Origin of the sequence: Burkholderia sp. RF7-non_BP4, from assembly GCF_001521935.1 — a bacterium.
In the GTDB taxonomy this organism is placed as follows: domain Bacteria; phylum Pseudomonadota; class Gammaproteobacteria; order Burkholderiales; family Burkholderiaceae; genus Burkholderia; species Burkholderia diffusa.
On sequence record NZ_LOTA01000078.1, the window covers coordinates 107,770 to 120,170 of the forward strand.

The 12,401-nt window shown below is 66.6% G+C and carries 12 protein-coding genes; 7 read left to right on the forward strand and 5 right to left on the reverse strand.

Annotated features, from left to right (window positions below; all coding sequences use genetic code 11):
• Window positions 1-75 precede the first annotated feature (75 nt).
• Both WS49_RS24650 and WS49_RS24655 read left to right on the forward strand, forming a co-directional pair.
• Entirely contained in the window at window positions 76-1,215 is a 1,140-nt protein-coding gene (locus WS49_RS24650; protein WP_059534205.1) for a porin, read from the forward strand.
• Between the two features lie 197 nt (window positions 1,216-1,412).
• Window positions 1,413-2,663, forward strand: coding sequence for an MFS transporter (locus WS49_RS24655; RefSeq protein WP_059534207.1), 1,251 nt, complete (start codon window positions 1,413-1,415; stop codon window positions 2,661-2,663).
• Between the two features lie 6 nt (window positions 2,664-2,669).
• Here the strand turns inward: WS49_RS24655 and WS49_RS24660 are convergent, their stop codons facing one another.
• From WS49_RS24660 to WS49_RS24680, 5 genes are all read right to left on the reverse strand, one after another.
• Entirely contained in the window at window positions 2,670-3,032 is a 363-nt protein-coding gene (locus tag WS49_RS24660; RefSeq protein WP_059534209.1) for a YbjQ family protein, read from the reverse strand.
• 120 nt (window positions 3,033-3,152) lie between these two features.
• On the reverse strand, window positions 3,153-4,406 hold the full coding sequence (locus WS49_RS24665; protein ID WP_059534211.1) for a M20/M25/M40 family metallo-hydrolase: 1,254 nt from the start codon (window positions 4,404-4,406) through the stop codon (window positions 3,153-3,155).
• 79 nt (window positions 4,407-4,485) lie between these two features.
• Window positions 4,486-6,198: a M36 family metallopeptidase gene (locus tag WS49_RS24670; RefSeq protein WP_059534213.1), complete on the reverse strand. Its 1,713-nt coding sequence runs from the start codon at window positions 6,196-6,198 to the stop codon at window positions 4,486-4,488.
• Between the two features lie 478 nt (window positions 6,199-6,676).
• A complete protein-coding gene (locus tag WS49_RS24675) occupies window positions 6,677-7,621 on the reverse strand; it encodes a GlxA family transcriptional regulator (RefSeq protein ID WP_059534215.1) in 945 nt (314 codons plus the stop codon).
• A gap of 136 nt (window positions 7,622-7,757) precedes the next feature.
• Window positions 7,758-8,720, reverse strand: a complete 963-nt coding sequence (locus WS49_RS24680) for a helix-turn-helix domain-containing protein (RefSeq protein WP_059534217.1) — start codon at window positions 8,718-8,720, stop codon at window positions 7,758-7,760.
• Between the two features lie 242 nt (window positions 8,721-8,962).
• Here WS49_RS24680 and WS49_RS24685 point away from each other — a divergent pair, with 242 nt between their 5' ends.
• The 5 genes from WS49_RS24685 to WS49_RS24705 are packed head-to-tail and all read left to right on the forward strand — an operon-like array spanning window position 8,963 to window position 12,396.
• Window positions 8,963-10,120, forward strand: a complete 1,158-nt coding sequence (locus tag WS49_RS24685; RefSeq protein WP_059534219.1) for an amine dehydrogenase large subunit — start codon at window positions 8,963-8,965, stop codon at window positions 10,118-10,120.
• Window positions 10,121-10,127: 7 nt separating this feature from the next.
• Window positions 10,128-10,682 carry a MauE/DoxX family redox-associated membrane protein gene (locus tag WS49_RS24690; protein ID WP_059534221.1) on the forward strand — a complete coding sequence of 185 codons (555 nt, stop codon included), beginning with the start codon at window positions 10,128-10,130 and terminating at the stop codon, window positions 10,680-10,682.
• The gene (gene mauD / locus WS49_RS24695) at window positions 10,679-11,314 is read left to right on the forward strand and encodes a methylamine dehydrogenase accessory protein MauD (protein ID WP_059534223.1); all 636 of its coding nucleotides are present in this window, start codon (window positions 10,679-10,681) and stop codon (window positions 11,312-11,314) included. Before WS49_RS24690 ends, mauD begins: the two co-directional genes overlap by 4 nt.
• Window positions 11,315-11,353: 39 nt before the next feature.
• Window positions 11,354-11,899 carry a methylamine dehydrogenase light chain gene (locus tag WS49_RS24700; protein WP_059534225.1) on the forward strand — a complete coding sequence of 182 codons (546 nt, stop codon included), beginning with the start codon at window positions 11,354-11,356 and terminating at the stop codon, window positions 11,897-11,899.
• Window positions 11,896-12,396: a c-type cytochrome gene (locus WS49_RS24705; protein WP_059534226.1), complete on the forward strand. Its 501-nt coding sequence runs from the start codon at window positions 11,896-11,898 to the stop codon at window positions 12,394-12,396. Before WS49_RS24700 ends, WS49_RS24705 begins: the two co-directional genes overlap by 4 nt.
• Window positions 12,397-12,401: the final 5 nt, after the last annotated feature.

Below are 12,401 nucleotides of genomic sequence, written 5' to 3' on the forward strand. Positions count from 1 at the left end.
GAATCAGCCGGCGTATTGCTGCGCGCGCCAGGCCACGGTTCTTTCCATCGAAGGGTTCAGGGAGGGTGGTCGACAATGAAGCAAAAGAAAGTTGCCGTAGCCGCCGCGCTGGCATGCGCGGCCTGTATTCCCGCCATCGGCCACGCGCAGAGCAGCGTGACGCTGTACGGGATTCTCGATGCGGGCATCACGTACGTGAACAACACGGGCGGTTCGCACGTGGTCAAGTTCGATGACGGCGTCTCCTACGGGAACCGCTTCGGCCTGAAAGGCACGGAAGATCTCGGCGGCGGCCTGAAGGCCGTGTTCGCGCTCGAGAGCGGCTTCCACCTCGGCAACGGGCAGCTCGGCTTCGGCGGGGCGGAGTTCGGGCGGCAGGCTTATGTCGGTCTCCAGAACGACTGGGGCACGCTGTCGTTCGGCAACCAGCTGGACATCACCAACGAGCTCGTGTCGATCTACAACATCTCGGCATGGGGCAGCGGCTACGCGATCCACCAGGGCGACTTCGACCGCTTCAACGGCGACCGCCTGCCGAACTCGGTCAAGTTCCTGTCGAACGACCTGAGCGGCTTCAAGTTCGGCGCGATGTACTCGTTCGGCAACGTCGCCGGCAACTTCCATCGCAACAGCGCATGGAGCGCGGGTGCAAGCTACACGAAAGGCGACTTCTCGATCGGCGCCGCTTACACGCGCCTGAACAACCCGAACGGCATCTACGCGTTCGACCCGTACGCGATGATCGGCACGCATACGTTCCTCGGCCAGCAGACCGTGACCGTCGATCCGGCGACCGGCGCGCGCACCGACCTGTTCGCGAACACCGCGATGGACGTCGACAGCCAGGGCACGTTCGGCATCGGCACGAGCTACACGATCGGCAAGCTGTCGCTCGACGCGAACTTCTCGTACACGACGATCAAGGGCTTCGGCCAGTCGTCGCACATGCAGGTCTACGAAGGCGGCGGCTTGTACCAGTTCACGCCGGCGCTGAGCTTCATCGCGGGCTACCAGCACACGCGTTTCGAAGGGCACCACTGGAACCAGGGCACGGCCGGCCTGCACTACCTGCTGTCGAAGCGCACCGACGTGTACATCTCCGGCGACTACCTGCGTGCTTCGCAGGGTGTCGACGCGGTGATCGGCTACAGCTTCACGCCGTCGACGACGCAGACGCAGGCCGACGTGCGGATCGGGATGCGGCATTCGTTCTGAGCGGGGGCAGGGTAGTTCATTCGACGTCTTCAGCGAGGTCTCTCTTTGGCGCGAACTGCGGTTCGCGCTTTTTTTTGTAAGGCGGGCTGCCGCGCATGACGGACGCGCGCGAGACGCGGTTTCGGGCGGTTGGCGATATCATCGCGGTTTGACGCGCCCTGCGTCTCGCCGATCGCCCGCTCTCGCACATCCCTCCGATGACCGCCCCGTTACCCGAATCCCGTTCGCCGTCGCCGTTACCCGCCAACCTGTTTCGCCACGCACCGTTCCAGCGCTTCTGGGGCACGCGCGTGATGTCGTCGCTCGCGTTCCAGATCCTGTCGGTCGCGATCGGCTGGTACGTCTATGCGCTCACGCACAGCGCGTTCGCGCTCGGTCTCGTCGGGCTCGCGCAGTTCGTGCCGATGTTCGCACTGACGCTGGTCGTCGGGCAGGTGGCCGACCGTTACGATCGCCGGCGCATCGCGACGATCTGCCAGAGCGCCGAGGCGCTGGCCGCCGGCGTGTTCCTGCTCGGCGCCGCGACAGGGGGGCTCACCGCGCCGGGCGTGTATGCGCTCGCGGCGATCGTCGGCACCGCGCGCGCGTTCGAATCGCCGTCGGTGTCGTCGCTGCTGCCCGCCGTCGTGCCGCGCGGCGACCTGCCGCGCGCGACCGCGCTGTCGACGTCCGCGAACCAGGCCGCGCAGATTCTCGGGCCGGCGTTCGGCGGGCTGCTGTATGGCGTCGGCGCGCCCGCCGCGTTCGGTACGAGCGTCGTCGCGTTCGCGATCGCGGCGGTGCTGAGCGGCACGATTCCGCTGCGCAGTGCGCCCCCCGCGCGCGAACCGGTCACGCTGCGTTCGGTGTTTTCCGGTATCGCGTTCATCCGGCGCGAACCGGCGATCCTCGGCGCGCTGTCGCTCGACCTGTTCGCGGTGCTGTTCGGCGGCGCGACCGCGCTGCTGCCGATCTACGCACGCGACATCCTGCAGGTCGGGCCGTGGGGGCTCGGCGCGTTGCGCGCGGCGCCCGCGGTCGGCGCGCTCGCGGGCACGCTGTGGCTCACGCGTTTTCCGCTGAAGGGGCGGCCGGGCCGCGCGATGTTCGGCGGCGTGATCGCGTTCGGCATCGCGACCATCGTGTTCGGGCTGTCGAGGCATTTCGCGGTGTCGCTCGTCGCGCTGGCGGCGTTGGGGGCGTCGGACGTGGTGAGCGTCGTCGTGCGCCTGTCGCTCGTGCAGCTGCGTACGCCCGACGACATGCTCGGCCGCGTGAGCGCGGTCAACTCGCTGTTCATCGGTACGTCGAACCAGCTCGGCGAATTCGAATCGGGCGTGACGGCGGCGTGGTGGGGCGCGCCGGCCGCGATCGTCGTCGGCGGCGCGGCGACGATCGCCGTCGCGCTGACGTGGATGAAGCTGTTTCCTCAGCTGACCAACATGAAGTCGCTCGAACGCGACGCATGACGCGCGTCAGGCGTCCTGCGTCACGCGCACGGCCGTGCCGTAGCAGATGACTTCCGTGATGCCCGACCCGATATCGGTCGAGTCGTAGCGCATCGCGACGATCGCGTTCGCACCGAGCTTGCGCGCGTCGGCGAGCATCTTGTCGAATGCTTGCTGCCGCGCCCTCTCGCACAGCGACGTATAGAGCGTGATGTTGCCGCCGAAAATGGTTTGCAGCGATGCACCGAACGAGCCGACGATCGAGCGCGAACGCACGATGATGCCCTGCGCGACGCCGAGCGAACGGATGGTCGTGTGGCCGGGCAGGTCGAAGGCGGTCGTGACGCGCTCGGGCGAGAGATCGTCGGCGGAGCGGGAGAAGTCGGTCATGGAGGTGCACCGTGTCGCGGAAGTGATCGGACGACGATTCTATCCGGAACGGGAAACGCGCTCGAACGAGCGCGCATGACGCGCGCCCGTTCGGCGAGGCGTTGAGCGACCGCGGCCCCGTCAGTGCTTGACGGTCGTAGTGCCGTCACCGCCGAGATCGACTGCATACGCGAGCGCCAGCTTCCCGAACTTCAGCGCGTGGTTCGCTTGCCGATCCGAATTCTCCAGCGTGTCGTTCACGGTATGGATGTACGGACTGTCGTTCTGGTCGGCCTCGAACGGGAACGACGCCGGATAGCCCTGCGCATTCCACGACGCGTGATCCGAACAGGCATACCCGCACTGCGACGTGCCGATCGCGAGTTCCGGCAGGTAGGTCTTCGCCAGATTCGTCAGATAGGTGTTCTGCGCGGCGTTCGTGTAGTCGGTGATCAGGTAGATGTCTTTCGGATCGCCCTTGTAGTTCGTCATGTCGAGCTGCAGCACGCCGACCACGTTCGCATTCTGCGTGCGGAACTGCTTGGCGATCGCCTTCGATCCGAGCAGACCGGCTTCCTCGGCCGCGTAGCCGACGAACTTGATCGTCCGCTTCGGCCGGTAGCCGTTCGCGAGCAGCACACGAAGCGCTTCGGTGAGGCTGGCAATGCCGGACGCATCGTCGTCGGCGCCGGGCGAGCGCGTGTTTTCCGTCGTGCGGCCGACCGTCGAATCGAGGTGGCCGCCCAGCACTACCGTGCCCGCGGCGGGATCGCTGCCGCGGATCGTCAGGATGACGGATTTCTGCGGAAAGCCCGTATGCGCGAACTGCTCGACGGCGATGTCGGTGCGCGAGCCGGCCAATTGCTTCCACTGCAGCGCGAGCCAGTCCGATGCGGCGACGCCGTGCGACGTCGTGTAGTAGCGGTTCGTGAAGCCGGACATCGACGTGATCGTGCCGACGATGTTACTGGCCTGAAGTTGCTGGATCCAGGTCTTGATCTGCGGCGCGTTCGACACCGTGTAAGCGGTCGCGGCCGCCTGTTTCGCGAGCGTCGCGGGTATCGGCTGCAACGCCTGGCGTGCGTCGTCGAACGAGTCGTGCACGATGTAGCCGGGCCCGTGGCCGCGTGCATGGTGTACCGCGTGGGCGAGTTCGCCGAGCCGCGCATCGTCGATCTCGACGACGTGCACGGTTTCGCGGCGGGCGGCGCCGTCGGCCGTCTTGCCGGCGTCGACCGTCGTGCTGTACTGCGCGGTCGCGCTCGCATCGATGCGTTGAAGCTGGCGGAAAGCGGTGTCGCCGAGCGTGATCCACACCGGCGTCGCGTGCGCGGCGGCGGTCAGCAGCATGCCGCCCAGCGCGGCGCTCAGGCGGGTCAATGTCAGAGTAGGCATGTTCGATCTCGTGAGGATGGCGATGTCGAGGAAGAGGGCGCGCCGCAGGTCGTGCGACGCCGCCCCGCCTGCTGCGGAATTACGACTTCTGCGGCACGGTCACGCCGTACGTGCAGCTCTTGTTGTACGCGTTGCCGATCGCCGTGAGCTGCGCGCTGCTGTAGCCGAGCGCGGCGGCGGCCGTCAGCACCGCTTGCGCGGCGGCCTTCTGGTTCGTCGAGCTGTTGGTCATCGACAGCCCCTTCAGGAACGCCTTGTCCATCGCCTGCGCGCCGATCGCGTCGCGCGCGACGAGGTTGCACGACGCCCAGTACTGGCCGGCCGTGTGGATCTCCGCGCCGCGTGCCTGCGCGTAGGTGCGACCGACGTTCCAGTTCGTCACGCGGCCGCCCCAGTATTCGTTGTGGCCGTCCCAGTTGTAGACCCAGTGATACTGCGCGTCCGACGGGCTCCATTGGTTGAAGTCGCGGCTGTACGCGGCGGCGAGATAGTCGCCCGTGCCTTCCGACAGGCCTTCCTGCTGCGACAGGCCGCCGTTGGTCACCCAGTCGTGGATGCCGTGGCCGAGCTCGTGGATCACGACGTCCGCATCTTCCGCATCGTCGACACCGCCCTGCCCGAAGGTGAGCCGGCCGCTGCTCGACGAATACGACGAGTTGTCGTCGCCCGATTCGCCGTGCGGGTCGTACTGCACGCCGCCCGTGTACTGATAGGGCATCGCCTTGATGCCGAGCGTCTGGTTCACGTAACGAAGGAACGTGTCGATGTGGTAATACGTGTTCACCGCCTCGAAGTACAGATTGCCGCGCGTGAACTCGAACGCGGGCGTCGCCTGTGCCGGGCACGCGTTGTCGCGCGGCGCATCGAAATCGACGCACGACGCATACGGGCCCGACAGCACGTAGCGTGAATTCGATTGCGCAAGATCCTTCAGCGTCACGCGTACGCGCGAGGCCGTGAGCTGCGTGGAGTCCGCGTCGTTGTTGTCCTTGTAGCCCGTGCTGCCGTAGCTGCTCTTCGTCGACGAAAGCGGATCGGGCCGGAACACGAAACCGGTGCCGTCGGTCGCATAGAACGCCTTGTCCTCGGCGCGCAGCACTTCGCCGCTGCCCGCGTCGATCAACAGTTCCCAGTCGCCTTTCGGGCCGTCCTGCGGGCGGCCGCGCACCTTCCATGCGGTATGCGTGCCGGCCTTGTCGACGAACGCGACGAGTTGCGCGTCGAGGTTCGTGAAGCCGCCGACGCCCAGATACGCGCGCGCGCGGTCGAGCGCCTGCTGCTGGTCGACGGCCTGCGCCTTGCGCGCGGTGGCGACCACGCCGTTGATCGTGTTGCTCGCGACGTACAGGATGCGGCCGTCCTTCGCGACCGTCACCGCGATGTCGCTGCCGTATACGGGCAGCCCGGCCGCCTGCTGCTGGAAGCGCACGACGGTGAAATCGGCGTCGTCGCGCTCCGACGTGACCGCGAGGCTCGCGAGCGCGGCCGGATCGAGCCCGAGCTGCGTCGCCTGCGATGCGACGAAATCGCGCGCGGTGGCGGCGGGCGTGGCGGCCGCCTTCTTCGCGCGATACGCGGGGTTGTACAGCGTGACGGCGACGCCGTCCGCGCGGAACTGGCCGGCGGCCGTATCGGCCTTGGCCGCGGCCGGTGCCACGCCGCGCGTCAGGCTTTCGCGCAGGCTCGACGCCTGCGGATTCGCGACCTTGGTATCGGCCGCGCTGCCGCCGACGATGCCGAAACCGAGCGCGAGACCCAGGGCGAGCGGCAATGCTTTGCGTGATGTCTGCATACGTGATCCTCATCTCAACGGTTGGACACGCCCGCGCGCTCGTGGCGAGCAGGCACGACACGGCCCGCGCGCCGGCTCGATGGAACCGGTGCGACGAAGCGGTGCAGGGAGATTCGACTGACTGAGGAGAACTAAGCGTCAGGTCGAAAAGAATCGGAGCGGAAAGGCGGCGGGGAAGCGAACGGCAGGCAGGTGCGGCGACGGCGAAGCGAGCATCGTCATGTCATACCCCTCGGATCGGCATTGATGGCGGTTTGGCAGCCCGCGTGGCGCGACGTGCGCAGGCCCGGGCTCTCATCTCCTTAGGGCTGCCTATCTAATTGCGAGGTATGTTACAGAATATTTTCGGCGACATTGCAATTTATTTTCGAAGGCCGCTTCGGTCCGTCGATCAATCGGCGGCATTGTTCATCGATTGACGCGAAACGCTGCCGAAGCGCGCAATAGCGCGCCGGATTGTACGAAAAAACGGCTCCGCTCAGCGCGTCGCGCGGCGGTCGCTGCGCGGGCTCACGCCGAAACGCGCGCGATACGTGCGCGAGAAATGAGACGGCGATTCGAAGCCGCATGCGACGCACACCGACGTGATGCTCATGTCGGTCTGCTGCAGCAGCTCGCGGGCGCGATCGAGGCGCAGGTTCAGGTAGAAGCGCGTCGGCGTGTCGTTCAGCGTCGCGCTGAACAGCCGTTCGAGCTGGCGCCGCGTGATCGACACGTCCTGCGCGAGCGCGTCCGAGCCGAGCGGGCTCTCCATGTGCCGCTGCATCGTGTCGATCACCTGGATCAGCTTGCGGTTGTGCACGCCGTAGCGCGCGGCGATCTCGAGCCGCTGGCTGTCCGAGCGTTGCCGGATGCGGCTGACGACGAACTGCTCGGAGATCGCCGCCGCGAGGTCGGCGCCGTGCCGCCTGCCGATCAGGTCGAGCATCATGTCGATCGACGCGGTGCCGCCCGCGCAGGTGATGCGCCGGTCGTCGATCTCGAACAGTTCCTGCGTCGCGTTCAGGCCCGGGTAGCGTTCGCGGAACGCGGCGAGCGCTTCCCAGTGCAGCGTGAGCGTTTGCGATGCGTCGAACAGCCCGGCTTCCGCCAGCACGAAGCTGCCGGTGTCGATGCCGCCGAGCGTCGCGCCGTGCCGGTTCTGGCGGCGCAGCCAGTCGCCGAGCGCGCGGTCGTAGCACACGAGCGGATCGAAGCCGGCGACGACGAACACCGTCTCGACCTGCGCGACGTCCGCGTACGCGGCTTCGGCGGCGACCGGGATGCCGTTGCTCGCGGCGACGGGCGCGCCGTCCGCGCTGATCACGTGCCAGCGGTACAGCTCGGTGCGAAAACGGTTCGCGACGCGCAGCGGTTCGACCGCCGACATGAAGCCGAGCGCGGAGAAGCCGGGCAGCAACAGGAAGTGGAAATCCTCGGGCATCGGGGCGTGGGGTGGAATCGGGTGGTCGTCACGGACGGGCGCAACGCGGTGCGGCGTGCGACCGGATATACGCACACCGCGCCCGGCTCGCGCAAGCCGAACGTTCAACGCACGATTATCGCGGTTTTGCGGGTGCTCAGCGCGTTTTTGCGCCGCGCACGGTCCGGCGTGCCGTCGTCGAAGGCAGCTCGCCGAACTGGGCCTTGTACGCGCTCGCGAAATGCCCGAGGTGGATGAACCCCCAGCGCGCGGCCGCTTCGCTGATCGGCAGGTCGGATTGCCGTGTGTCGAGCAGCAGGCGCCGCACTTGCGCGAGGCGCAGCGAGCGCGTGTAGTTCAGCGGACCGGTCTGCGCGACCGACTGGAAGCTGTTCTGCATCGTGCGCCGGCTCACGCGCAACTGCGTGCACAGGCTCAGGATGTCGACGGGCGCCTCCGGGTGCTCGATCACGTAGTCGTGCACGCGCCGCACGATGTCGGCATGGCACGCATGCGTCAGACGATTCAAAGGCTCGGGCATTCGATACGTGAGCAGATCAACGAGCACGTTCGCGACATCGCTGCGCAGCACGGACTGCGCACGCGCCGTGTCGAACGTATCGGGCGCCGACAGCACGCGTTCGAGCAGCGTCGCGAGCTGCACGCTCGCGCGTTCGCGCGCGGCGACCGGCACGTCGGCGACGCCGCGCCGCAGCGCGCGCTCGTCGAGCCGGAGATCGGCAGCATCCTCGATTTGCTGCATCAGCTCGGAATCGACGACCACGCCGATCAGCGACATGTCGTCGGGCGAATGGAGTTCGAACGGCGAGCCCCCGCGCGCCAATACGATCGTGCCACCCTCGATGCGCGCATCGCCGAATGCGAAGGTGCCCGAGCCGGTGAGCGGCATGCCGAACACCGTATGGCCGTGCGGCAGGCGCCCGCGCTGGATGACCCGCACGTTCGCCGCTTCCTGGAACAGTTGCACGCCGTCGAACTCCACTTGCTTGACCGCGCTGCGATACGAGCCGGAGCCGATCTGGTCGTAGCGTTGGTCCCAACCACGCAGCGCCTCGGCATGCCGGTCCGCGTCGTCGAACATCTGATGAAACACGAGCATGGCGCCTCCGGCGGTCGTTCGGACCGCGCAAGATTAAACCGACCGCACGGTCGGTGCAATACGGATGAGCGCTATTTCCGTGGGGTTTTGGAGGGGGGGGGGAAGATGTCGACCTCGGGTGCCTTTCAGGCGGTTTTCCAATATCCCGAATCGGCACGCACGCGTTGCCGGTACGGGTGCTGAGCGGATTTATTGTCGAACTACAGTCGCCCCACATAACGTGAATCCCAACTGGAGGCGACATGAGAACAAGGCGACGCACCGCGGCTTTCGCGGCGACGCTGGCGTTCGCGGCGGCGTGGGCCGGCAGCGCATACGCGACGGAAAAGCCCGAGGAACTGGTCGTGCAGAAGATGCCGCCGTGGCATCCGCACGAGGTGTACGTCGTCGATATCGCAATGCCGACGATGACCGACGGACGCATCCTCGTGTACGACGCCGATGCGAAGAAGCTGCTCGGCCAGATTGACGGCGGTTTCGCGCCCGGCTTCGCGATCTCGCCCGACCGCAAGACGAGCTTCGTTGCGACGACCTATTTCTCGCGCGGCTCGCACGGCACGCGCACCGACGTCGTCGAGATAACCGACAACACGACGCTCGACCACGCAGGCGAGATCGTGATTCCGGCGAAGCACGGGCAGCACGTGCCGTCACCGTACAACACGGCGTTCAGCGTGGACGGCAAGCTGCTGTACGTCGCGAACATCACGCCGGCCGCGTCGGTGACGGTGATCGATGCGGTATCGAGGAAGGTGCTGTCGGAGATCGACACCGCGGCATGCGTGCTCGCCTATCCGTCGGGGAACGATCGCTTCACCGCGCTGTGCGAGAGCGGCAAGGCGCTCACCGTCACACTCGACGCCAACGGCAAGGAGGTGAAGCGCACGATGTCCGACGCATTCATCGACGTCGAAAATGATCCGGCCTTCATCAACGCTTCGCGCTACCACGGCGGTTATCTATTCACGACGTACCACGGCAACGTGCGCAGCGCCGACTTCAGCGGCGACAAGCCGACGTTCGGCAAGTCGTGGTCGTTGCTGAGCGACGCCGAGCGCGCCGAAGGCTGGCGCCCGGGCGGCATGCAGCAGACGGCCGTGCAGGTCGGGCAGAACCGCTACTACGTGCTGATGCACAAGGGCGGCGACGGCACGCACAAGGATCCCGGCACGCAGGTCTGGGTGTACGACCTGAAGTCGAAACAGCGTGTCGCGCGCTGGGACCTCGCGCAGCTGAATGTCGATCCGCTCGTGTCGATCCAGGTCAGCGAGGACGAGAAGCCGCTGTTCTACGGACTGACGGGCACGTCCGATCTCGTCGTGATGGACGCGCAAACGGGCAAGCCGCGGCACGTCGAGAAGCAGATCGGCAGCACGTCGACGCTGCTCGTGAACCCGTGAGGCCGCAATGATGCTCGATCCCGTACTCGCCACCAGCGCACAGGCAGGCGCGGCAGTCGTCGTGCTGCTCGGCGCCTTCGCCAAGATGCGCCGGCCTGCGACGTTCCGGCAGGCGCTCGCCGGCTATCGCCTGCTGCCCGACGCGCTCACCGCGCCCGTCGCATTCGCGATTCCGCTTGCGGAAGCCGTCTGCGCCACGGCGCTGCTGTTTCCCGATACGCGCACGACCGGCGCGCTCGGCTTGATCGCATTGCTGCTCGTATTCGCGGCCGGCATCGCGGTCAACATCCTGCGCGGCCATACCGATATCGACTGCGGCTGCTCCGGTTTCGCCGCGGCGCGCGCGGACGCGCCGCGCGGCATCGGCTGGCTGCATGTCGCGCGCGTGCTGCTGCTCATCGTGCTGACTGCGACCGCGTTCGTCGAACCGGGCAGCCGCGTGGTCGTGTGGTTCGACTACCTGACGCTGTTCTCTTCCGTGCTGCTGATCGTCTGCGCGCTGCTCACCGTCGACGTGCTGCTCGCCAACGTACCACGCCTTTCCCACCTGAGGAATTCATGATGCAAACCGCTCTCACCGTTTCCACAGCCTTGCTGTGGGTCGCCGTTCTCGCGCTCGGCGCAATCTGCCTCGCGCTCGTGCGCCAGATCGGCATCCTGTACGAACGCATCATGCCGGCCGGCGCATTGATGATCGACAAGGGGCCGGCGGTCGGCGCGATCGCGCCGACGTTCGAACTGACCGACATTCACGGCTCGCAGGTGAAGGTCGGTGGCATTGATGCATCGGGCAAGGCGACGCTGCTGTTCTTCCTGTCGCCGACGTGCCCGGTCTGCAAGAAGCTGCTACCGCTGTTGCCGTCGTTGCAGGCGAGTGAATCGACGCCGGTGAACATCGTGCTCGCGAGCGACGGCGATCTCGACGAACACGCGCGCTTCGCACGGAAGCACGACCTCGCACGTTTCCCGTACGTGCTGTCGCAGGAGCTGGGCCTTGCGTATCAGATCGGCAAGCTGCCGTACGCGGTGCTGCTCGACGACACCGGTGCCGTGCGCGCAAAGGGGCTCGTCAACACCCGCGAGCATCTCGAGAGCCTGTTCGAAGCGAAGGAGCGTGGCGTTGCATCGCTGCAGCAGTTCGTGCACGGCGATCACGACCATGGCGGTCACGAAGGGCGCGCGCAGCACGCGTGACCGGCCGACCCTCTTTCAACGTCAACGGAGAACAACCACATGGGCCTGTTTGATTCATGGTTCGAGCGGTCGGCGCGCGGCGTCGCGCAGCATAGTTCGCGGCGTAGCGCGATGGCGAAGCTCGGCAAGGTGCTGGTCGGATCGGCGATGCTGCCGCTCTTGCCCGTCGATCGCACCGCGTATGCAGCGGATGCGGCGTCGGGCGCATCGGCGGCTTCGGGTGCTGCCGCGCCGGGTGCGAGCGACGACCCGATGAGCTGCGATTACTGGAAATACTGCGCGATCGACGGCTGGCTGTGCAGTTGCTGCGGCGGTACGTCGAGCAGTTGCCCGCCGGGCACGACGCCATCGCCGATCACGTGGATCGGCACGTGCCGCAACCCGCACGACGGGTCGGACTACATCGTGTCGTACAACGATTGCTGCGGCAAGACATCGTGCGGAAAGTGCTTCTGCAACCGCAACGAGCGCGAGAAGCCGCTGTACAAGCTGTCGCTGAACAACGACATCAACTGGTGCATGGCGAACGGAAACTCGAACTACCACTGTTCGGTTTCGGTCCTGCTAGGAGCGGCGAAGCAATGAAAACGAAGCATGGTGGAAAGTTCGTTGTCGCGTGTATGGCGGCTGTCGCGGGTTTTGCGTTGCCGGGTTTCGCCGATGCGCAGCAAGCCGTCCACTACCCGGCGGGCAAGAGCCTGTTCGATGCGCAGTGCGCGGTGTGTCACCAGGCGGGCGGCAAGGGGCAGGACGGCCTCGCGCCGCCGCTGACCGAGTATCCGGGCAGGTATGCAACGGCCGACGCGGGCCGCGTGCAGCTCGTCGCGACGTTGCTGCACGGGATGTTCGGCGAGATCACGGTGCACGACAAGCGCTACAACTTCAAGATGCCGTCGTTCGCGAGTGCGAGCGATGACGATATCGCGAACGTGCTGAACTATGTCGTGTTCGATCTCAACGACAAGCACGGCGACGCGAAGCCGTTCACGGCGGCCGACATTCGCGCGGCGCGCGCGAACGAGATGGACGGCACGGCCGTTCATGCGCAGCGTGCGGTCGTGACGAAGGGGCTGGGGCTTTGAATGCC

Bases quoted from the DNA above. Each gene is read 5' to 3' on its own strand.
- mauD (WP_059534223.1), top strand. From the start codon at position 10,679: ATGATGCAAACCGCTCTCACCGTTTCCACAGCCTTGCTGTGGGTCGCC.
- WS49_RS24660 (WP_059534209.1), bottom strand. From the start codon at position 3,032: ATGACCGACTTCTCCCGCTCCGCCGACGATCTCTCGCCCGAGCGCGTC.
- WS49_RS24700 (WP_059534225.1), top strand. From the start codon at position 11,354: ATGGGCCTGTTTGATTCATGGTTCGAGCGGTCGGCGCGCGGCGTCGCG.
- WS49_RS24655 (WP_059534207.1), top strand. From the start codon at position 1,413: ATGACCGCCCCGTTACCCGAATCCCGTTCGCCGTCGCCGTTACCCGCC.
- WS49_RS24665 (WP_059534211.1), bottom strand. From the start codon at position 4,406: ATGCCTACTCTGACATTGACCCGCCTGAGCGCCGCGCTGGGCGGCATG.
- WS49_RS24650 (WP_059534205.1), top strand. From the start codon at position 76: ATGAAGCAAAAGAAAGTTGCCGTAGCCGCCGCGCTGGCATGCGCGGCC.
- WS49_RS24685 (WP_059534219.1), top strand. From the start codon at position 8,963: ATGAGAACAAGGCGACGCACCGCGGCTTTCGCGGCGACGCTGGCGTTC.
- WS49_RS24670 (WP_059534213.1), bottom strand. From the start codon at position 6,198: ATGCAGACATCACGCAAAGCATTGCCGCTCGCCCTGGGTCTCGCGCTC.
- WS49_RS24680 (WP_059534217.1), bottom strand. From the start codon at position 8,720: ATGCTCGTGTTTCATCAGATGTTCGACGACGCGGACCGGCATGCCGAG.
- WS49_RS24705 (WP_059534226.1), top strand. From the start codon at position 11,896: ATGAAAACGAAGCATGGTGGAAAGTTCGTTGTCGCGTGTATGGCGGCT.
- WS49_RS24690 (WP_059534221.1), top strand. From the start codon at position 10,128: ATGATGCTCGATCCCGTACTCGCCACCAGCGCACAGGCAGGCGCGGCA.
- WS49_RS24675 (WP_059534215.1), bottom strand. From the start codon at position 7,621: ATGCCCGAGGATTTCCACTTCCTGTTGCTGCCCGGCTTCTCCGCGCTC.